The organism is Cupriavidus sp. L7L, assembly GCF_004353535.1.
GTDB classification, from domain to species: domain Bacteria; phylum Pseudomonadota; class Gammaproteobacteria; order Burkholderiales; family Burkholderiaceae; genus Cupriavidus; species Cupriavidus oxalaticus_A.
On the sequence record NZ_SMNY01000009.1, the window covers coordinates 142,205 to 161,801 of the forward strand.

Sequence of the window (19,597 nt, forward strand, 5' to 3'; positions counted from 1 at the left end):
GTGCGCTCGCGGTGATCTACCTGTAGCCCCGCCTCACGCAAGGGCGCCGGGCGCCTGCAAGGCTTCGTCCCGCTCCCACGCGACGCAGTTGCGGCCGCGGTTCTTGGCCGCGTAGAGCACGTGGTCGGCGCGCATCAGCAGCGTATCCAGGTCTTCGCCGGGCCGCAGCGTCGCCACGCCGAAGCTGGCGGTCACGCGGTGCACGCCGGGCAGTACTGTCATCGGCGTGTGTTCGAGCGTATGGCGCAGGCGCTCGGCCAGTTGCAGCGCGGCGTCGGGCGCGGTATCGGGCAGCAGCACGACGAACTCTTCGCCGCCCAGCCGCGCCGCGATATCGCGCCGGCGGATGCCGCCGGCAATGATCTGGCCGAACTGCGCCAGCACCGCGTCGCCGGCGCTGTGGCCGTAGTTGTCGTTGATGAACTTGAAGAAGTCGAGGTCGCACACCAGCAGGCTGAGCGGCTGCCCCGGCGGCGGCGGGATCTGCTGCATGGCGAGCGCGGCCAGGCCGCGGCGGGTATGCAGCAGCGTCAGCGGGTCGGTGTCGCGCTCGTGCCGCAGGCCGACGATGATGTCCTGCACCGCCGCGGCCAGCAACGCCAGGGCCAGTGCCATCAGCAGCAGCGCCAGCGTGGCCTGCAGCCACAGCCAGTAGGCAGATTGGATAAAGGACGCCGGATCGTGCGATGCGGCCGGCACCACGGTCAGCACGGTGCGCGGCAGGAAGTGCAGCGCGAACAGCAGGTAGAACCAGAACAGCACGCGGTCCGCCAGCCGCCCGCTGCGCAGCCGCGCCAGTGCCGGCATGCCCAGCAGCAGGATCATGGCGATGCCGACGTTCAGGATATAGATGCGCGCCACCAGCCGCGGCTGCACCAGGTCGAACCACGCGATCGCGGCGAGCAGCGCGAGCGGCAATGCCACCTGCGCGCAGGTATCGAGCCGCGCACCGACGCGCGCCAGCATGCCGCGCAGCAGCAGCACGCCGCTGCCCAGGTACAGCAGGCCGGTCACCGTGGCCTGCCCGCCGCCGGGGTGCGGCGGCCAGACGATCTGCAGGGTGATGGCGATCGCGTACATGCAATACGCGGCAGCCGGCAGCAGCAGGTAGTGCCGGCTGCGCTCATAGCGCCAGGCCAGCACGAAGCACAGCGAGAATGCGATGGCGATGGCGGGATTGACCAGTGCCAGGAATCGACCAGCGTCTTGCAACACGAGAGTCCCCCGTTCTTGTCGTTCTCTGGCAGGGGTGGTTGCAAGCTCCGGCGAGGGTGCGCATGCGTCGCGGCATCGCGCGGCCGAAGGGCATGGCCAGGGAACATTATGGAGGGCATGGGCGCCCGGGCAGGCGCGGCGCTTGCCGCGGCCTGCTGAGTGTTTCCGTCAGGCCTCATTCTAGCCACCACCATGGCCCGCGGCGCATGGCGCCCGCCGCGGCCGGGCAAACAATTGTGAACACCGCGGACGTGGCTGCCGGGCCACGGTTGCCACGGTTTCCCGCTTTTGTGACTAATCTGGTAGAAGCTGTCCGGATCCTCCGGCAGTTCGGTTTTCCGTACGCAAGGAGATCACGATGAATACCAAGAAAGCGATGCCGGCCCTGTTGCTTGCGGCAAGCGTGCTGGCGGCGCCGTTTGCCATGGCGCAGGGTGGTGGCAAGACTTCTACCCGGCCGATGACGGAACCCGCGGCGTCTGCGCCGCCGCCAGCTCCGCAAAGCTCGCCGTATGTGCAGGTGCAGCAATGGAAGAAGGGCGACCGCCTGCCGACCGAGTTCAGGGACCGCCAATATGTGATCGACGACTACAAGCAATACAACCTGCCGGCGCCGCGCAAGGGCACGCGCTGGGTGGGGGTTGGCGCCGAGTATTACCTGGTGGCGCCCAATGGCGTGATCCAGCAGGTCGGGTCGGGCTCCTGACCCGGACTGGGCCAGGGCCCTCGCCCTGGGCCATGCAGCAATGAGAAAGCCGCCGCGCGGGATTGCCCGGCGGCTCTTTTTTTTCTAGTGCGGCGCCCCCCTTCAGATGCCAAGTATCTTCTTGGCCTCGAGCAGCGACTTCATCGCTTCGTCATGCTTGCCGGCCTTGTGATAGGCCGCGCCGTCGGCACGCAGCTTGGCCACCTTGGCGGTATCCTCCGGCGACAGCGCCGGCTTGGTCGAGAGCTTGGCGTCGATCGCCTTCATCTCGTTGGGGCAGTTGTGGGCGAGTGCCAGGCCGCTGGCGCCGCACAGCACCAGCGCCGCCAGGATCGGGATGGATTTACGCATGTCGGCCTCCGCTTGCATTGGGATTGTGGGATTTCCAGCATAGTGCATGGCCCGCATGGGGCCACGAATCCTGTGGCTTGCCGGGTTCTGCATGACATCTTGCGGCGTTCCGCGGCTGTTTTCCCGCGAGCCTTCCGATGTTATGTTGGAGGGCGTCTTTTTTGCCCGCCATAAGCCGGACGCCCCAGCCACTCGACCGGTTGCGCATGGAAAACTCTGCCGAGAATTTTTTGCTGGCCCTGCTGTGCGCCGCGGTGCTGACCGTGGCCGTGGTGGGGATCCACTACGAGGCGCTGCGCGTGCTGTCGTCGCTGCATCCGCGGCGCTGGAGCGGGCGCGTCAACATTGGCGTGCTGATCGTCTGCATCATCCTGGTCCACTGCCTGGAGGCGATGGTGTTCGCGTTCGGCTTCTGGTTTGCCGACAACGTGCTCGGCCTCGGCTGGCTGGCCGGATCGACCGCGCCCGGCATGCCCACCCGCCACGGCGAGCCCTCACTGCTGGTCTATGCCTACTTTGCGCTGGAGACCTTCACCACGCAGAGCCTGGGCGACCTCTACCCGGTCGGCGCGACCCGGCTGATCGCGACCATCGAGCCGCTGGTGGGCCTGATCCTGATCGGCTGGTCCGCGTCTTTCACCTACGTGGTGATGCGGCGCGACTGGCAACTCGACGACGAGGGCGGGCACCGCGGGCGCTAGCGCAACGGCTGCCGCGGCCGGCAACAAATGCCGGAAGTGCCGCAGATGCCGCTAGTGCCAGACAGGGCGCGAACGTTTAAGCTGGCGGCTTCTGCAAATCAACGAGCCATACATCCGAGGAGCCACCATGCCGAGCCGCCAGCGCCCCCTGATCCGCCTAGCCGCACTTGCCACCCTTGTCGTGGCCTGCAGCGCCCAGGCGCAGAAGCAGGACGTCCAGGGCGCCGCCGCCGCTGCCATCAACGAGGCAGTCCAGCAGGGCACCACGCCCTACCGCCCCGACCCGGACGCGACGCCGGCCAGCATCGAGTCGGCGGAATGCCGTGAGCTCGCCGCCCAGATCGCCACCGCGCCCAAGCGCGAGTACCGCACCACCGACTCGACCATCGAGACCGCGCAAGGGCGGCAGGTGCCCGAGCTGGAACGCGAGCGCCCGCGCAAGTCGCTGCAGCAGGCGTACCAGGAGAAGTGCACACGGTAAGCCGGTTCCACGGCGGACGGCCGCGCCAGGCGCGGCGTCCGCCCCACGTCGCCACCCACCTCCCGGCGCGGTCCCGCGCCCGACTCCCTGCCTCCTTGCTCGTTCTCATGCTGCGCCGGCTGCACAAGCGTCGCGCGTCGATGCCCCACGTTTGCGCCCATCCGCCCGCGGCGCCAACAGTCGTTTCACCGCGCCGGTGAAAAATACATATGTTTCATGGTTATCCATGATGGAACAGTTGTTGCTGATTGCCTAGCATTGGCGATGCGATGGCGCGTCGCTGACCGCTAACCCGACAACCAAGCTATTCACGCATCCAAGGAGAGCCTGTATGAAAGCAGCAGAAGTCACGCGTCCGTGCGGCGGTTCACCGACCCCGCGCCGGTCCGCGGTTGCATCGGCCGCAGCGGCGGCGCTGGTGCTCTGCAGCGGCCCGGCCGGCACGGCGCATGCCGCCGGTGTCGCCGCCGGTGTCGCCAATTCCGCCGCCAGCCCGACCCTCGGCAAGATCAAGTCGTCAGGCACGATCTCCATCGGCCATCGCACCTCGTCGATCCCGTTCTCGTACTACGACGCCAACCAGAAGGTGATCGGCTTCTCGCAGGACATCTGCGACCGGGTGATCGATGCGGTGAAGCGCGAGACCGGCCTGCCGGCGCTGCAGGTGCGCATGGTGCCGGTGACTTCGCAGAACCGGATCTCGCTGGTGCAGAACGGCACCGTCGACCTGGAATGCGGCGTCACCACCAACCTGAAGTCGCGCCAGCAGCAGGTGGCGTTCTCGACCACGTTCTTCGTCGCCGGCACGCGGCTGCTGGTGAAGAAAGGCAGCCCGGTGCGCGACTTCGGCGACCTCTCGGGCAAGGCGGTGGTGACCAATGCCGGCACCACCTCGGAGCGCATCCTGCGCCGGCTCAACGACGAGAAGCAGGCCAACATCACCATCCAGAGCGCCAAGGACTATGGCGAGTCGTTCCTGATCCTGCAGTCAGGGCGCGTGGCCGCGTTCATGATGGACGACGTGCTGCTGTCGGGAGCGCGCACGCTGGCGCCCAACCCCGCCGACTGGACCGTGGTGGGCACGCCGCAGTCGTTCGAGGCCTATGCGTTCATGCTGCGCAAGGACGATCCCGGCTTCAAGCAGGTGGTCGACGGCGCCATCGGCGGGCTGATCCGCAGCGGCGAGATCAACAAGCTCTACAGCAAGTGGTTTGCCGCGCCGGTGCCGCCCAAGCAGGTCAATTTCGAGCTGCAGATGAGCGAGCCTTTGAAGAAGGCCTACGCCAGCCCCAGCGACGAGGCCTTCGAATAATCGTCCTCAGCCGCGGCCGGCGGGCACGTAGGCGCCGGCGCGGTGCAGCTCGCCCTCGGCCTGCTCGAGCGCGCGGATCGCGCCCTTGCCCTTGCGCGCCAGCAACTGCTCGACCAGTGCCTCGACCATGGCCACGCCGGCCGTGATCGAGGGGAAGAACGACGGGCTCTCGACCGAGAACAGCAGCGTGCAGTCCGCCGCCAGCGCGATCGGCGCCACGGTGCTGTCGGTCAGCGCGATCACCTTGCAGCCGCACTCGCGCGCGGCCGCCGCCACGCGGATGCTTTCCTGCGAATACGGGGCGAAGCTGGCCACCACCACGGCGTCCTTGGGCGCCAGGCCGCGCAGCTCCATTTCCAGCGTGCCGGCATCGGCGCGGATCAGCTGCACCGAGCTGCGGAACAGCCGGTAGACATAGTGGAAGGTGAACGCGATCGGGAAGCACGAGCGGAAGCCCGCCACGTGCACGTTCTGCGCTTGCGACAACAGTTCCGCCGCCTGCTGCAGCGTCTTGTCGTTGTTGGCGGCGATCAGGTCGAGGTTATGGTGCTGCGCGTCGAGCATCTCGCCCAGCATGCGGCTGGCGCTGCTTTCGCGCACCACCTTGCGCGCGCGGCGCGCATAGGGCTGGCTACCGCCGCGCAGCGCATCGACAAAGAGTTCGCGCAGGCCCTGCCAGCCCTCGAAGCCGAGGTGCTGCGACAGCCGCACCAGCGTGGCGGGCTGCACGCCGGCGCTGGCGGCGATCTTGCGCATCGACAGCACCGGCACGTCCTGCGGGTGGTCGAGCAGGTAGCGCGCACCGCTCTGGAACTGTGTGCTCAGGCTCGGGAAGCTGGCGCGCAGCAAGGCCAGCAGCGCGTCTAGGTCGTGGGGCGGCGCCGGCGTGGGACCGGCCTGGGAAGGCTGTGGCGGATGGGTGGGGCTGTCGGACGGCATGGGCACTCCGGGTTCGTGGTTGTAACGATTGTTGCACAGCCGCGCACCGGAGCGCCGGGCGGCGGCGCTTGCAGACGACGCGCTGCCACGTCGTCACGCCGTCACATCGTTACTTCGAAAGCCGGTTAACGTCCGGACACCGCCAAAGCTGTACCCGGGGTTTTTGGCAAGCCCCCCGATTGTCGGATTGCCGCAACGCTGGCGCACTGTCATCAGAATTTCCTTACCCACTTGAATGGCGGTGACTTACACTCCGCGCCATAACCTCCGGAAATCGGTCAACCGGAACATAATTGGTACGGAGCGCGAGCATGGGACATAGAAGCCCTGCAGTGCGACACGGCGGCATGGTCACGCCGCCGTTTCGGGTCAAGGGTCAAATCGGGGCAGGAACAGACGCGGCGGGCGCCATGCCGGGCCGCGGCGCGCGCGCGCGCGGCTTCACGCTGATCGAGCTGATGATCACGGTGGCGATCATCGCTATCCTTGCTGCGACTGCATATCCCTCGTACATCAGTCACGTCATCAAGGGCAGGCGCGCTGCGGCGCAAGCCAGCCTCATGGACATCGCGCAGCGCCAGCAGCAGTACCTGCTCGATTCCAGAAGCTATGCCAGTAGCCTGGCGACGCTTAACGTGACACCGCCAACCGATGTTACGGCTTACTACACCATCGGCATTGCAGCGGTGGCCGGGTCTCCGCCCACCTTTACCGTTACGGCAACGCCCATAGCGGGTACTTCTCAGGCAAACGACGTCACCCTGAGCATCAACAACGCGGGCGTCAAGACGCCTGCGAACACTTGGTAGGTGCCTGCCATGTCCAATGGTCATGTCCGGAATCGATTGGCGGCATCCCCGGCTGGCGGGCGGCCATGGGGTAGCCGAGCGGGATTCACGCTGCCGGAGTTGCTGGTCGCCATCACTATCGTCGGCATCCTGGCTGCGATGGCCGCCCCCTCGTTTTCGGGTTTGATAGCGTCGCAGCGCGCAAAGGCAGTTGCTTCGGAGCTCTTTGCAACGTTGTCAAGGGCGCGCAGCGAGGCTATCGCGCGCAATGCGGCAGTGACCCTGTCGCCGAAGGCCGGGGATTGGAAAAACGGCTGGCAGATCCTCGATCCGGCCAACGTGGCCAATGTCCTGGATGATCGCGGCAGCGCCACCGGTGCATCCATTACCGGTCCCGCCAATGTTATCTACCGCGCGTCTGGACGGCTCCAGGCAGGGGCCGCGCCGTCGTTTCTCATTACTGCGACTTCCGGTTCGACCACGACATACCAGTGCGTGTCGGTCGATCTGAGCGGACGTCCCTATATGCTGGCAGCCTCATCATGCTGATCCCGGCGCGGCGCACACATCGGCACCAGCACGGATTCTCCTTGCTGGAAGTACTGGTAGCCATCGTGATCCTGAGCTTCGGCTTGCTGGGTACCGCCGGCCTGCTGGCCAAGGTCTATCTCGCGGAGATTGAATCCTATCAGCGTACTCAGGCGACCTTGCTCCTGCAGGATATGTCCGAGCGCATCGGCGCCAATCGCACACTGGCTTCGAATTACGTTACTGCGAACGCGATTGGTACGGGTGACACCCAAGCGGCTTCCTGTGCCGGCGTTGCCGCGGGACCTGCTCGCGACATTTGCGAATGGAGCAATGCCTTGAAGGGCGCGGCCGAGCAAAAATCCGCAGTGAATGTCGGGGCCATGCTGGGTGCGCGCGGCTGCATCACGCAACTGCAGGCGCCCGATCCCACACCCGGTACCTGCACGCCGGGGATTTATCAAGTCGCGGTTGCCTGGCAGGGAGTCCACCATACCGCCGCATCTGCCATCGGTTGTGCGCAGGGACAGTACGGCAACGATGACGCCTATCGACGCGTCATTGCCACCCAGGTCTCCATCGGGCTGCCTGCCTGCTTCTGAGCTCCTGGCGCTTTCCTCATGATTCCGGATTGAAGTCAACATGACAGTCAACCGCAGAACCGCGCACGGTGGCTACACCATTATCGAGCTGATGGTGGCGATCACCCTTGGCCTGCTGATCATCGCCGCACTGACCACGCTTTTTGTCAACAACAGCCAGACACGCGACGAAATCGAGCGCGCCAACGAGCAGACCGAGAATGGCCGCTACGCCGTGCAATTGCTCACTGACGACCTGCGCAATGCCGGTTACCTTGCGGAGTTCAATGGGGCCCTGTTATCGCTGCCCGCCACAACCCCGGATCCCTGCGCCACAGCGCTGGCCGACCTGAAAGTGGCCTTGCCGATTGCCGTCCAGGGCAATGACAATGCCGCAAGCATCCCGACTTGCCTGAGCGATGTGAAGGCGGGGAGCGATATCGTTGTGGTCCGCCGCGCCAGTGGCTGCGCAGTCGGAACCCCCGACTGCGATGCGCTGATCGCCGGGGCCCCGTACTTCCAGGCATCTGGCTGCACCAGCGCGGCGGAACTGTCCTCCCCCACTGTTGCCAACTACTACGGGCTCGATGTCGATACGACAAAGCTGACGCTGCATCAGAAGGACTGCAAGCCGCCGACAACGCCGGGAACCCTGGCTGCCTTGCATCAGTACCGCACGCATATCTATTTCATCGCAAACAATGACAAGAATGGCGATGGCATTCCCACGCTGAAGCGCGCCGAACTCGGAGCCGCAGGTTTTACTATTGTCCCGCTGGTCGAAGGCATCGAGAACATGCAGATCGAGTACGGCATCGAGACCGCGGTGCCGACCACGGGCGCGGCCAGCGTTTTCACGGCTGACCCGGCCGGCTACGCCGGTTGCGTGGAGCCGGCCTGCGTCGGTTACTGGCGCAACGTCGTCTCGGTGAAGCTCTACCTGCTCGCACGCAACAAGAAGCAGAGCATGGGCTACACCGACGGCAAGCTCAAGACCTTTGCCATGGGCATGAACGCCGACGGCACCGCCAACACCGTCGGCCCATTCAACGATGCCTACAGGCGTCATGCCTACACCTCTCTGATCAGGGTGAACAACACCGCTGGCAGGAATACGCCATGAGAACAATGACATTCCGCCAGCGCGGCGCCACCTTGCTGGTGGGCATGATCATGCTGCTACTGATCACGCTGCTGGCCATCACCTCGTTCAAGCTGACCAAGGGCAATCTCCAGGCTGCCGGCAATGCCCAGCAGAGGGACCAGGCGATTTCAGCTGCCCAGGGAGCCATTGAGCAGGTTATCAGCAGTACTCAGTTCACCAGTACTCCCGCGAATGCCATACCAAATCCGTGCGGCAACGTGCCGAACACAAGTTGTGTTGATGTGAACGGCGATGGTGTTACGGATGTGACGGTCGCCGTCACGGCGAAATGTGTATCGGCGCAAGTCATACCGGCCGCAGCGCTTGACTTCACCAAAGCCGACGATGCCGGTTGTCTCCTGGGCGCGGGCCAGGAATTTGGCGTGGAAGGGGGCGCTTCCAACAATTCACTTTGTGCAAACACATTGTGGGATGTCCAGGCCGTCGCCACAGATACCTTGGGCAATGCCCAGGCAACAGTCAACCAGGGTGCGGCCGTCCGGGTTCCGGCGACCACTGTCTGTCCATAATTCGTGAGGCATATGGCCGTGAACTATCCAACTACCTCGATCAGGAAATGCATCGCGCTGGTTGTCTCCTGCGCCCTTGTCGCGATGCCGCTGCGCGGGATGGCCGAGGATATTGATGTCTTCATCGGAGTCGGCGGCAGGGCGGAGGCGCCCAATATCATGGTCCTGATTGACAACAGCCCGAACTGGAGCCGCAACTCTCAGGGCTGGGATGGTGGGCAGACTCAGGGCAAGGCCGAGGTCATGGCGCTGAGCAATGTACTGAGCACGATCAAAACCACGAGTCCTGCGAATATCGGGTTGGCGTTGCTCACGGACTACACGGGTACGAACGCTAATGGCGCCACGCCGGGTACGGGTGGGGGCTATGTCCGATTCGGTGCGCGTGATATGACCGATGACACGAATCGAACTGCTTTCCAGAGTATCCTGGCATACATTGGAAATAACATAACCGCATCCACTGAGAAGGTGGGTGGGATGAACAATAAGGATGAGGCGGCCGGGCTGTACGAGCTCTACAAATATTTTTCCGGTCTCACTCCGTTCAGTGGCCCATATTTCCCAACCAATCAATACCCGAATGACAATGCTGATGCGGCCACGAACGCGGCTCCATATTCCGCATCCGGCAGGGGCCTGACATCCGGGTTTGCGATTAGTAGTGGTAAGTATCAGAGTCCGATAAAATCTGAGAATCCGTGCGCGAAAAATTTTATTATTTATATTGCAAATAACGCGAACAATACAGGCTCGGCAGGTAATCAATCCTACGAGCCAAGTATTGCCAGCGCCGGATCGAAGCTACCAACAAAATTTCCCCCCAGCCTCGATACCTGGACCGATGAATGGACCCTGTTCCTGTCCAACAGCGGCGCGGTCGTGCCGGAGGAGAACAATAACGGATCGATCGTGACCTACGTGATAGACGTATATCACGATCAATGGAATCAGCGGTACTCCAATTCCTTGCGGGATGCAGCGGAGCGTGGTGGTGGCATGTATTTGCATGCAGATGGTCAGGCAGATATCGAAAACAAGATAAAACTCATTCTTGCTCAGATCCAGGGAGTCAACTCGACGTTCGCTTCAGCCAGCCTTCCGGTCAATACCACCAACCGGGCGCAGGACAAGAACCAGGTGTTTATCCCCATGTTTCGTCCTGATGCCGGTACCAAACCTCGCTGGATGGGTAATCTGAAGCAGTATCAGTTGATTAATAATGGCAGTTCCGTTGTCCTTGGTGATAGCTCGAGCCCGCCGCAGTTGGCGGTAAACCCGCTAACCGGTTACCCAACTGACTGTGCCGTCAGCTATTGGACGACTGATTCGGGGAGGTATTGGGAAACGGTGAAGGAGGACACCTCGCCAAAAGGCAATTGCAGTACTGAAACCGCATTTTCAGATGCGCCCGACGGCCCGTTGGTAGAGAAAGGCGGCGTGGCCGAAGTGATTCGCAAGGGCAATAACCCGGGTACGACCAATGCGAGCCCGACCTGGAAGGTCAATCGGAACATCTATACGCAATCTGGCAGCGCGTTGGTTCCATTCAACGCCAGTTCGTCAGGGCTTCAGCAATCGCTGGTGGATTTCATCCGTGGCCACGATGTCAATGACGAGAATAACAATAACGATGTGACGGAAAGCCGTCCATCCCTGCATGGAGATGCCATCCATTCGCGACCGCTGCCTGTCGATTATGGTGGCACGGTCGGCGTCACTGCCTACTATGGCGCCAACGATGGCATGGTGCGCGCGGTGGATTCGACCACCGGGGCGGAACGCTGGGCCTTCATCGCGCCTGAATTCTTCAGCAAGTTCCAACGCCTGAAGGACAACAGTCCGCTGATCAACTACCCCACGACGCCCGCTGGCGTTACGCCGACACCCATCCCGAAGGACTATTTCTTTGACGGTTCGATCGGTGTCTATCAGTCGGCCAACAATTCCAGTGTCTGGATCTACCCAACCATGCGCCGTGGCGGGCGCATGCTGTACGCGCTCGATGTCACCGATCCCGCTGCGCCCAAGTTCAAGTGGAAAGCGGGCTGCCCGAACCTGACTAACGACCTGGGGTGCATGGCTCCGATCGCGGACGATGACTTCAGCGGGATCGGCCAGACGTGGTCGACGCCCAAGGTGGTACCGACGGTGCTTGGCCATACGGGCCCTGTCATGATTGTCGGCGGCGGCTACGATAGCTGCGAGGACGCAAATCAGGTAGCGCCGAACTGCACCAGTCCAAAGGGCGCGCGCGTCTACATCCTGAAGGCTGACACCGGCGCCATCATCAAGTCGTTCAGCACGCAGCGCAGCGTTGCCGCGGATATCGCGCTGGCCGCAGTCACCACCGCCGGCGTGGTCGACCATGCCTACGCGGTTGACACCGGCGGGAACATCTATCGTATCGATTTCGCGGCGAATCCCGACGACTGGGTCATGAACCGGGTTGCTTACACCAACGGCTCGGGCCGCAAATTCCTGTTCGCGCCTGCCGTGCTGCCGGCTCCCGGCGGGAAGGTGTACCTCGCCCTTGGTTCCGGTGACCGCGAGCACCCGTTGCAGGCCCAATACGCCTTTGGCAGTGTAACCAATCGCTTCTACGTATATCTCGACGATCTTGCCAGCACCACTGCACGCAATCTCGACGATACCAGCCTCATGAACGACTTCACGAACACGACCAGCTGCAGCGTCACCGGAGTCTTGCCCGGGTCCGGTAGCAAAGGGTGGTTCATGGATCTGAGCCAGTATGGACAGGGGGAACAAACCGTGACCTCCGCGCTCATTGCGGCAGGCATGGTCACGTTCAGCACGAACCGCCCGGTACCAGCCAAGCAGGGTAGCTGCTCGACCATGCTCGGCGAGGCGCGGGGCTATTGGGTCAACCTGTTCAATGCGTCCGGTGCTGTAGGCGTAACGGGCTCCTGCGGAGGCGACAGGTCTTCGAAATTTGTTGGAGGTGGGCTGCCGCCTTCGCCGATGTTCGGCACTGTTCCGATCGACGGCCAGGCGACGACGGTGGTCATCGGGGCGGTGCAGCGCGATGGTGGTGCCAGTTCGCCCATTTCACCGCAACGGGTTACGCCTACCATTGTCCCGAAGCGCAAGGCCGTGTACTGGAAATCCAATGGCACTAACTAGTGGCTTGCGCGGTCGCGCAAGGAACCAGTGCAGGCAGACTGACAGGCAGTAGCGTGCACAAGCGGCTGGTGGCTGGCGGTGCGTCGCCGCCGCTGCCACAATGGAGGCCTGCAGCGCTGCCGTTCTTATCACCCATGACGTGCAACCCGACGAGGCAACGGCATCCTCCGGTAATCCTTCGCGCTCTTATCTCGCTCATGCTGTTGTGGCAGGCCGCCTCGGCAATCGCAGGAGCCTCCAACCGTCCCGCAGGAACAGCCTCCGGCACGGCCCCGGCTCCGGCCTCGGCTGTACGGGCCGCACGGCCGGACCACGGGGAGCAGTACGCCTTACGTCCGGGCGACCAAGGACAGGCGGCAAGCAGTTTCGGCCTGAAGCTCAGGCCGGGCGGCGGCGCCGGACGCGACGGCCGTGCCCTGGACCGCTCCGATCTGTACTCACCCGGCCGGTAAGCGCGTGGCGGTGCGCGCGCGCCGCCACTTTCCGCTACCCTTGGCATTCTCCCCCCGCTCACGAGGAGTGCCGATGTCAGCAAGCCCCCGCAGTCCGACCGACCAGAACCTCCCGCAAGCACGAGACACCATCCGCAACCTGCGCGCCTCCCGTATCCGCGAGGTCGCCAACGCAGGCATTGGCCTGCCCGACGTCCTGCCGTTCTGGTTCGGCGAGTCCGACCAGACCACGCCTGACTTCATTCGCGACGCGGCGGCGCGTGCACTGGCGAACGGCGCCACCTTCTATACGCACAACCTCGGCATTGCGCCCTTGCGCAGTGCCCTGGCGGACTATGCGAGCGCGCTGCACGGCGCGACCTCCATGGACAACGTGGCAGTCACCAGTGCCGGCGTCAATGGCCTGATGCTCGCTGCGCAGTTGGTCACCGGACCGGGTGACCGCGTGGTGGCGGTCACGCCGCTGTGGCCGAACCTGGTAGAGATCCCCAAGATCCTCGGCGCCACCGTGGACACCGTGTCGCTCGACTATGGCGCGAACGGGTGGACGCTTGATGTCGACAAGCTGCTGGCGTCGCTCACCCCGGGCACGCGTGCGCTGATGGTCAATTCTCCCAACAACCCGACCGGCTGGGTGATGCCGCGCGCCGCGCAGCAGGCCGTGCTGGATCATTGCCGCCGCCACGGCATCTGGATCATTGCCGACGAAGTCTACGAACGCCTCTATTACGGCGACGAAGCGGGCGGCGGCGAGAGCCGCACGGCACCGTCCTTCCTCGATATCGCTTCGCGCGACGAGCGCGTGATCCACGTTAACTCCTTCTCCAAGGCATGGCTGATGACGGGCTGGCGCCTCGGCTGGATGGTGTTGCCGTCGGCGATGACCCACGATCTGGGCAAGCTGATTGAATACAACACCTCGTGCGCACCGTCGTTCGTGCAGGAGGCCGGCGTGGTGGCGGTACGCGAGGGCGAGCCCTTCACGCGTGACCTGGTGCAGCGCCTGCACGCCGCACGCGATCACCTGGTCGGCGCGTTGTCGGGGTTGCCGGGTGTGGATGCGCATGCCCCGGACGGCGCCATGTATGTCTTCTTCCGCCTGCCGGGCGCAGCCGACAGCCTGGCGCTGTGCAAGCAGCTGGTGCGCGACGCACGCCTCGGACTGGCCCCCGGCAGCGCATTCGGCGACGAGGGGGAAGGCTTTGTGCGCTGGTGCTATGCCTGCGATCCGGCGCGGCTGGATGACGGGGTGCGCCGCTTGCGTGCGTTTATCGGCCGCTGACGATCAGCGCTCAGGGGGGGACCCGGCCGCGCTGGCCTGCTGGTCTTCCTGCCACCACCCACCCCCCAACGCCTGCAGCAGCGCCGCCGAATCCGCCAGCCGGTCGGCGCGCGACTGCGCCAGGTCCAGCGAAGCCTGACGCGCCTCGCGCTCGGCATCGAGCACGGCCAGCTGGCTGACGCCGCCGAGCCGGTACTGTTCCGACACCACCGTCAGCGTGTCGCGCGCCTGGCGCGCGTTGTCGGCGCGCTCGCGCAGCGTGGCGGCGTCGGCCTCGAGCGCGCGCAGCGAATCCGCCACGTCCTGCAAGCCCTGCAGCACGGCCTGCCGGTAGGCGGCCAGTGCCTGCTCGTACGCCGCTTCGGCGGCGCGCTTGCGCGCCTGCAGTTCGCCGCCGCGGAACACCGGCTGCACCAGCCCGGCTGCGAGGCTCCACACATTGAGGCTGCTGAACAGGTCGCGCGCGGCGGTGACCTGGCTGCCGCCGCTGGCGCTCAGCGTGACCTGCGGATAGAGGTTGGCGGTGGCCACGCCGATATCGGCGCTGGCCTGGTGCAGCAGCGCTTCGGCCGCGCGGATGTCAGGGCGGCGCCGCGCCAGCGTGGCCGGCAGGCTGACCGGCAGCGTGTCGGGCAGATGCAGCGCGTCCAGCGTGAATGCGGGCAAGGAGGCGGCTGCCGGAGTCTGGCCGGTGTAGACCGCGAGCTGGTGCCGTGTCGCTTCCAGCTGGCGCTGCAGGCCCGGCACCAGCGCCTGCGTCTGCGCCAGTTGTGCGTGCTGGCGCTGCACGTCGACGCGCGCGACGCCGCCGGCGCGCAGGCGTTCCTCGGCGATGCCGAGCTGGCGCCGCTGGGCTTCGGCCAGCGCCACCGTGTCGGCCAGTTGCGCGCGCAGTCCGGCCTCGCGGATCGCCGCAGTGGCGACGTTGGCGGCCAGCGCCAGCCGCGCCGCTTCCAGCTCGTAGCGCTGGTAGTCGACCGCCGCCTGCAGCCCTTCGAGCTCGCGCCGCTGTCCGCCGAACAGGTCGAGTACATAGGACACCTGCACCGTAGCGCCATACAGCGTAAATGGTCCCGGGCTGGAGATCGTCGAAATGCCCATCGACTGGAAATTGACCTGCTGCCGCGTGGTATTGAGCTGCGCGTCAATCGCGGGCCAGCGCGTGGCGCCAGTGCGCGCGGCAAGGTTTTCCTGCGCCTCGCGCAGCCGCGCGCGCGCCTCGGCCAGCGTGGGGCTGGCGTCGAGCGCCATGCGGATGGTGGCGTCCAGCTCGGCGCTATGGAACAGCGTCCACCATTGCGCCGGCACGTCGGCGCCTGCGGCCAGTGTCTGCGCGTGCGATTGCGGATGGCGATCGCCGCTGTCGGCCGCGACGGTGGCAACCGGTTGCGGGCCCGGCACGTAGCCGGCATCATCGGTCGGCGCGGGGCGGCGGAAATCGGGGCCGACGGCGCAGCCGGCCAGCAGCGCGGCAGCGGCCATCAAAGGAAGAAATCGGGTCATGGCAGCAATCCTTCAGTCCAGCGTGCGGCGGTAGAAGCGCACCGCGATCGTCATCACCACCACGATGAACAGCGCCATCGGCCAGACCTGCGGCCATAGCTCGGCCCAGCCGCTGCCCTTGAGCAGGATGCCGCGCACCATGCGATTGAAATACGTCATCGGCAGGATGTTGCCGATCGCCTGCGCCCAGCCGGGCATGCCCGCAAACGGGAACATGAAGCCCGATAGCAGGATGTTGGGCAGGAAGTAGAAGAAGGTCAGCTGCATCGCCTGCAGCTGGTTCTGCGCCAGCGACGACAGCGTGATGCCCACCGTCAGGTTGGCCGCGATAAACAGCAGCGCCGCGAGGTAGACCGCCGTCACCGAGCCGACGAAAGGCACGCTGAATACCCAGCGCGCGGCCAGCAGCACGATGGTCACCTGGATCAGCCCGATAAAAATGTACGGCACAATCTTGCCGGTCATCACCTCGAGCGGCTGCACCGGCATGGCCAGCAGGTTTTCCATGGTGCCGCGCTCGCGTTCGCGCGTCATCGCCAGCCCGGTCATCATCACCATGGTCATCGACAGGATCACGCCCATCAGGCCGGGGATGATGTTGTACTGGGTCAGGCCCTCGGGGTTGTACAGGCGCTGCACCTGCACGTCGAACGGCGCCTTGCCGCCCGCCAGCGGCGCCAGCGAGCCTTTCAGGTCGTGGGTGCCGACCCTGAACGGCAGCTGCGGCAGCGCGGCGATCGCCTGGCCGGTGGCCGAGGGATCGGTGGCGTCGGCCTCCACCAGCAGCGCGGGGCGTTCGCCGCGCAGCAGCTTGCGCGTGAAATCGGGCGGGATGCTGAGCACGAACTGCACGTCACCCTTCATCAGCGCCTCTCTGCCGGCGGCCTCGTCGGGCAGCGTGGCCACCACCTTGAAATAGGTGGAGTTCTGCATGCTGGCAATGAAGGTGCGGGTGAATTCGCTCTGGTCGGCAGCGATCACCGCGGTCGGCAGGTGGCGCGGGTCGGTGTTGATGGCAAAGCCGAACAGCAGCAGCTGCATGATCGGCAGGCCGACGATCATGCCGAAGGTGACGCGGTCGCGGCGCAGCTGCAGGAATTCCTTCAGCACGATGCTCCACCAGCGCTGGACCGAGAAGCGCGTGCCGTTGGCGCGAGGCTGGCGCGGGTTCCGGATTGCGGCGGCGTTCATGTCGGCTCCTTCGCCTTGCGCGTGTCCATGTTGTCATCGGCCCGGCTCATCATGTGGATGAACACGTCTTCCAGGCTGGTCTGGGCCTGTATCACGCGCCGTCCCGGTCCGGCCAGGCGCTGCAGCGTGCCCGCCAACGCCTGCGCATCGCGCCCGGTGACGTGCAGCGCGGTGCCGAATGCCACGGTCTGTTCCACGCCCGGCGCGCCCTGCAATTGCTCCGACAGCGTGGCGAGGTCGTCGCCTTCCACGCTCCACGTCGACAGTTGCTGGCTGGCCACGACTTCGTCGGCGGTGCCTTGCGCCAGCAGCTTGCCGTAGGCGATATAGGCGAGCTTGTGGCAGCGCTCGGCCTCGTCCATGTAGTGCGTGCTGACCAGCACCGAGATGCCGCGCGCGGCAAGCAGGTGCAGATGCTCCCAGAAATCCCGCCGCGCCTTGGGGTCGACACCGGCGGTAGGTTCGTCGAGCAGCAGCAGTTCCGGCTCGTGCAGCAGACAGGCCGCCAGCGCCAGCCGCTGCTTCCAGCCGCCCGACAAGGATCCCGCCAGCTGTGCCGAGCGCGTCGCCAGGCCCAGGTCTTCGAGCGCGCGGTCGACGGCATCACGCCGGTCCGGCATGCCATACATGCGCGCGACGAAGTCCAGGTTCTCGCGGATCGACAGGTCGTCCCAGTACGAGAACTTCTGCGTCATGTAGCCGACTCTGCGCTTGATCTCGTCGGATTCGGTCAGGATGTCGAAACCCAGGCAGGTGCCTTCGCCCGAATCCGGCGTCAGCAGGCCGCACATCATGCGGATCGAGGTAGTCTTGCCGCTGCCGTTGGGGCCGAGGAAGCCGAAGATCTCGCCGCGCGCGACCTGCATGCTGAGGTCGTTGACCACGTGCTTGTCGCCGAAGTGCTTGTTCAGCCCGCGCACGTCGATGGCAAGTTCCTGCGCGCGGCCGTTGTCAGCGTGGCTGGTTTCCGTGTTCATTGCCGCACCACCTCGACGGGCTGGCCGGGCCGCAGCTTGATGGCATCGGCGGCCGACGGGCGTGCTTCCACCAGGAACACCAGCTTGTTGCGGGTCTCGTTGCTGTAGATCACCGGCGGCGTGAATTCGGCCTCGTTGGCCACATAGGTGATGCTGGCCGCCACCGGCGCGGCGCAGCCATCGCAGCGCACGTGCACGGCCTGCCCGTTGCGCAGCGCGCCGACCACGGCCTCGGGTACGTAGAAACGCACCTTGACGTTGCCGGGCGGCAGCATGCGCACCACCGGGCTGCCGGCGGGCACCCATTCGCCGAGGCGGTAGGGCGTATCGTAGACCAGCCCTGCCTGCGTGGCGGCCACGGTCTTGCGCGACAGCTTCCAGTCCGCCTGCGCCAGCGCGGCGCGCGCCGCGGCCACTTGCGCGGCTTGTGCGGCCTGTTGCGCGTCGCGTCCGGGCAAGCGTGCCACGTCGATATCGCGCTGCAGCTCGCGCACGCGCGCCGCATCGCTGCGCGCCTGGGCGCGCGATTCGTCGAGCTGTGCCTGCGCAATGCCGCCGATCTCAAACTGGCGCTCGTCGCGCCGCAGCGCGGCGGCGCTGCGTTGCGCCTGGGCCTGCGCCTGCGCCAGCTGGGCGCGGCTCACGTCGACTTCGACCGGGCGCTTGCCGGTCTTCATGTCCTGCAGCTGCGCTTCGGCGGCGCGCAGCTGGTCTTCGGCCTGCTGGCGCGCGGCGCGTTCGTCGTCGGATTCGAGCGCGAACAGCGCCGCGCCCTGCGCCACCTGCTGGCCGCGCTGCACGGAAAGCGTGTCGAGGCGGCCGGCGAAGGGCGAGGCGACGCTGACGAACTCGCCTTCGATATAGCCTTGCCAGGTGTCGGTGCCGGACTTGCCGCAGCCGGCGGCAAGCAGCGCGGCGCCGAGCAGCGCGGCGATGGGGAGCGCGCGCGCCAGAAGGGGAAGGGGGGAAACAACGGTGTTCATGCAGCGGACTCCGGGGAATGCCTGGGCGCACGGCCCTTCTTTTTTGATGCGGGTGGGGGCGAGGTTCCGGCGCGGTCAGTCGGCGCGGGGGCCAGCCCGTGCGTGAGCAGCGCCGAGACATGGCGCACCAGCGCGTCGGTATCGACCGCTTCGGCACCCGGCAGCCGGCGCCAGATATGGGTGGTGGCCAGCGGCAGCAGCGTCAGGCCCACCAGCGAGGGCATCACCAGCGCGGGCTCCAGCCCGCGGTTGAGCTGCCCATTGGCGATCGCCGCGGCCAGCGGCGCCATCAGCGCGCTGCCACGCTCCAGCGCGAAGCGTTTCAGCACGCGTTCGCGCAGCGCGCCGTCGTCGCTGGCGACCTCGCGGATCCATAGTCCGGGAAACCAGGGCGTATCCGCCGCGGCGCGGACCAGCCGGGTGGCGATGCCGACCAGCATCGCCAGCGGCTCCGAAACTTCCGGGCCGGTGGCGAAGAACTGTGCGACCAGCGGCTGTACCTTCTCCTCGATCACGGCATCGAGCAGCAGCTCGCGGTCGCTGAAGTAGTAGTGGACCAGCGCCGGCGTAACGCCTGCCTGCACGGCGATGGCCTTGACCGGCGTGCCGGCGACGCCGTGCCGCGAGAACAGTTCGGTGGCGGCATCGAGAATGCGCTCGCGCTGGCCGGGTTGGCCCGCGGCAGGGCGGCCGGGTGTGCGACGATCGGGCGGCTTCGGGGTAGCTGGTTTGCGTGGCATGGGCGTGTGTTGAACGTGTCGAAAACAATATTAATTTTCGAATTAATTA

The 19,597-nt window shown here is 65.5% G+C and carries 19 protein-coding genes; 11 read left to right on the top strand and 8 right to left on the bottom strand.

Features of this window, described 5'->3' with window-relative positions; all coding sequences use genetic code 11:
* Positions 1-33: 33 nt before the first annotated feature.
* Entirely contained in the window at positions 34-1,215 is a 1,182-nt protein-coding gene (locus E1J61_RS08595) for a diguanylate cyclase (protein ID WP_133093662.1), read from the bottom strand.
* A 358-nt stretch (positions 1,216-1,573) separates the two neighbouring features.
* Here E1J61_RS08595 and E1J61_RS08600 point away from each other — a divergent pair, with 358 nt between their 5' ends.
* Entirely contained in the window at positions 1,574-1,921 is a 348-nt protein-coding gene (locus E1J61_RS08600) for an RcnB family protein (protein WP_133093663.1), read from the top strand.
* A gap of 102 nt (positions 1,922-2,023) precedes the next feature.
* On the opposite strand, the gene E1J61_RS08605 is transcribed toward E1J61_RS08600, so the two are convergent.
* Positions 2,024-2,272 carry a hypothetical protein gene (locus E1J61_RS08605; RefSeq protein WP_195430533.1) on the bottom strand — a complete coding sequence of 83 codons (249 nt, stop codon included), beginning with the start codon at positions 2,270-2,272 and terminating at the stop codon, positions 2,024-2,026.
* 206 nt (positions 2,273-2,478) lie between these two features.
* On the opposite strand from E1J61_RS08605, the gene E1J61_RS08610 reads away from it, so the two are divergent.
* From E1J61_RS08610 to E1J61_RS08620, 3 genes are all read left to right on the top strand, one after another.
* Entirely contained in the window at positions 2,479-2,973 is a 495-nt protein-coding gene (locus tag E1J61_RS08610) for a two pore domain potassium channel family protein (RefSeq protein WP_133093664.1), read from the top strand.
* A 127-nt stretch (positions 2,974-3,100) separates the two neighbouring features.
* Positions 3,101-3,454: a hypothetical protein gene (locus E1J61_RS08615; RefSeq protein ID WP_133093665.1), complete on the top strand. Its 354-nt coding sequence runs from the start codon at positions 3,101-3,103 to the stop codon at positions 3,452-3,454.
* Positions 3,455-3,785: 331 nt separating this feature from the next.
* A complete protein-coding gene (locus E1J61_RS08620; protein WP_243736815.1) occupies positions 3,786-4,766 on the top strand; it encodes a transporter substrate-binding domain-containing protein in 981 nt (326 codons plus the stop codon).
* A gap of 6 nt (positions 4,767-4,772) precedes the next feature.
* Here E1J61_RS08620 and E1J61_RS08625 read toward each other — a convergent pair whose 3' ends face one another.
* Positions 4,773-5,705, bottom strand: a complete 933-nt coding sequence (locus tag E1J61_RS08625; protein ID WP_133093666.1) for a MurR/RpiR family transcriptional regulator — start codon at positions 5,703-5,705, stop codon at positions 4,773-4,775.
* A 311-nt stretch (positions 5,706-6,016) separates the two neighbouring features.
* On the opposite strand from E1J61_RS08625, the gene E1J61_RS08630 reads away from it, so the two are divergent.
* The 7 genes from E1J61_RS08630 to E1J61_RS08660 all read left to right on the top strand — a co-directional run bounded on the left by E1J61_RS08630 (position 6,017) and on the right by E1J61_RS08660 (position 14,154).
* Positions 6,017-6,514: a type IV pilin protein gene (locus E1J61_RS08630; RefSeq protein WP_371703311.1), complete on the top strand. Its 498-nt coding sequence runs from the start codon at positions 6,017-6,019 to the stop codon at positions 6,512-6,514.
* 9 nt (positions 6,515-6,523) lie between these two features.
* Positions 6,524-7,042 (top strand): GspH/FimT family pseudopilin, encoded by a 519-nt coding sequence (locus tag E1J61_RS08635; protein ID WP_133093667.1) that lies wholly within the window; start codon positions 6,524-6,526, stop codon positions 7,040-7,042.
* A complete protein-coding gene (gene pilV / locus E1J61_RS08640) occupies positions 7,036-7,623 on the top strand; it encodes a type IV pilus modification protein PilV (protein WP_133093668.1) in 588 nt (195 codons plus the stop codon). The genes E1J61_RS08635 and pilV overlap by 7 nt, the downstream gene beginning before the upstream one ends.
* A 40-nt stretch (positions 7,624-7,663) precedes the next feature.
* Entirely contained in the window at positions 7,664-8,725 is a 1,062-nt protein-coding gene (locus E1J61_RS08645) for a PilW family protein (RefSeq protein ID WP_133093669.1), read from the top strand.
* Entirely contained in the window at positions 8,722-9,276 is a 555-nt protein-coding gene (locus E1J61_RS08650) for a PilX N-terminal domain-containing pilus assembly protein (protein WP_133093670.1), read from the top strand. Before E1J61_RS08645 ends, E1J61_RS08650 begins: the two co-directional genes overlap by 4 nt.
* Positions 9,277-9,288: 12 nt before the next feature.
* Complete coding sequence (locus E1J61_RS08655; protein ID WP_133093671.1) at positions 9,289-12,420, top strand: pilus assembly protein; 3,132 nt, start codon at positions 9,289-9,291, stop codon at positions 12,418-12,420.
* A 525-nt stretch (positions 12,421-12,945) separates the two neighbouring features.
* On the top strand, positions 12,946-14,154 hold the full coding sequence (locus E1J61_RS08660) for a pyridoxal phosphate-dependent aminotransferase (protein ID WP_133093672.1): 1,209 nt from the start codon (positions 12,946-12,948) through the stop codon (positions 14,152-14,154).
* Positions 14,155-14,157: 3 nt separating this feature from the next.
* Here E1J61_RS08660 and E1J61_RS08665 read toward each other — a convergent pair whose 3' ends face one another.
* Genes E1J61_RS08665 through E1J61_RS08685 form a run of 5 tightly spaced genes read right to left on the bottom strand, consistent with a single transcriptional unit; the run spans position 14,158 to position 19,548 of the window.
* Positions 14,158-15,657 carry an efflux transporter outer membrane subunit gene (locus tag E1J61_RS08665; RefSeq protein WP_133093673.1) on the bottom strand — a complete coding sequence of 500 codons (1,500 nt, stop codon included), beginning with the start codon at positions 15,655-15,657 and terminating at the stop codon, positions 14,158-14,160.
* 12 nt (positions 15,658-15,669) lie between these two features.
* Positions 15,670-16,848 (bottom strand): ABC transporter permease, encoded by a 1,179-nt coding sequence (locus E1J61_RS08670; RefSeq protein ID WP_133093674.1) that lies wholly within the window; start codon positions 16,846-16,848, stop codon positions 15,670-15,672.
* Positions 16,845-17,825 carry an ABC transporter ATP-binding protein gene (locus tag E1J61_RS08675; protein WP_133093675.1) on the bottom strand — a complete coding sequence of 327 codons (981 nt, stop codon included), beginning with the start codon at positions 17,823-17,825 and terminating at the stop codon, positions 16,845-16,847. Before E1J61_RS08675 ends, E1J61_RS08670 begins: the two co-directional genes overlap by 4 nt.
* Positions 17,822-18,808: an HlyD family secretion protein gene (locus E1J61_RS08680; RefSeq protein WP_133093676.1), complete on the bottom strand. Its 987-nt coding sequence runs from the start codon at positions 18,806-18,808 to the stop codon at positions 17,822-17,824. Before E1J61_RS08680 ends, E1J61_RS08675 begins: the two co-directional genes overlap by 4 nt.
* Positions 18,805-19,548, bottom strand: coding sequence for a TetR/AcrR family transcriptional regulator (locus tag E1J61_RS08685; protein ID WP_133093677.1), 744 nt, complete (start codon positions 19,546-19,548; stop codon positions 18,805-18,807). Before E1J61_RS08685 ends, E1J61_RS08680 begins: the two co-directional genes overlap by 4 nt.
* Between the last annotated feature and the right edge of the window lie 49 nt (positions 19,549-19,597).

Coding starts and splice junctions, on each gene's coding strand:
- E1J61_RS08680 (WP_133093676.1), bottom strand. CDS start 18,808: ATGAACACCGTTGTTTCCCCCCTTCCCCTTCTGGCGCGCGCGCTCCCC.
- E1J61_RS08685 (WP_133093677.1), bottom strand. CDS start 19,548: ATGCCACGCAAACCAGCTACCCCGAAGCCGCCCGATCGTCGCACACCC.
- E1J61_RS08670 (WP_133093674.1), bottom strand. CDS start 16,848: ATGAACGCCGCCGCAATCCGGAACCCGCGCCAGCCTCGCGCCAACGGC.
- E1J61_RS08625 (WP_133093666.1), bottom strand. CDS start 5,705: ATGCCGTCCGACAGCCCCACCCATCCGCCACAGCCTTCCCAGGCCGGT.
- E1J61_RS08660 (WP_133093672.1), top strand. CDS start 12,946: ATGTCAGCAAGCCCCCGCAGTCCGACCGACCAGAACCTCCCGCAAGCA.
- E1J61_RS08620 (WP_243736815.1), top strand. CDS start 3,786: ATGAAAGCAGCAGAAGTCACGCGTCCGTGCGGCGGTTCACCGACCCCG.
- E1J61_RS08635 (WP_133093667.1), top strand. CDS start 6,524: ATGTCCAATGGTCATGTCCGGAATCGATTGGCGGCATCCCCGGCTGGC.
- E1J61_RS08615 (WP_133093665.1), top strand. CDS start 3,101: ATGCCGAGCCGCCAGCGCCCCCTGATCCGCCTAGCCGCACTTGCCACC.
- E1J61_RS08650 (WP_133093670.1), top strand. CDS start 8,722: ATGAGAACAATGACATTCCGCCAGCGCGGCGCCACCTTGCTGGTGGGC.
- E1J61_RS08610 (WP_133093664.1), top strand. CDS start 2,479: ATGGAAAACTCTGCCGAGAATTTTTTGCTGGCCCTGCTGTGCGCCGCG.
- E1J61_RS08605 (WP_195430533.1), bottom strand. CDS start 2,272: ATGCGTAAATCCATCCCGATCCTGGCGGCGCTGGTGCTGTGCGGCGCC.
- pilV (WP_133093668.1), top strand. CDS start 7,036: ATGCTGATCCCGGCGCGGCGCACACATCGGCACCAGCACGGATTCTCC.
- E1J61_RS08645 (WP_133093669.1), top strand. CDS start 7,664: ATGACAGTCAACCGCAGAACCGCGCACGGTGGCTACACCATTATCGAG.
- E1J61_RS08655 (WP_133093671.1), top strand. CDS start 9,289: ATGGCCGTGAACTATCCAACTACCTCGATCAGGAAATGCATCGCGCTG.
- E1J61_RS08665 (WP_133093673.1), bottom strand. CDS start 15,657: ATGACCCGATTTCTTCCTTTGATGGCCGCTGCCGCGCTGCTGGCCGGC.
- E1J61_RS08675 (WP_133093675.1), bottom strand. CDS start 17,825: ATGAACACGGAAACCAGCCACGCTGACAACGGCCGCGCGCAGGAACTT.
- E1J61_RS08600 (WP_133093663.1), top strand. CDS start 1,574: ATGAATACCAAGAAAGCGATGCCGGCCCTGTTGCTTGCGGCAAGCGTG.
- E1J61_RS08630 (WP_371703311.1), top strand. CDS start 6,017: ATGGGACATAGAAGCCCTGCAGTGCGACACGGCGGCATGGTCACGCCG.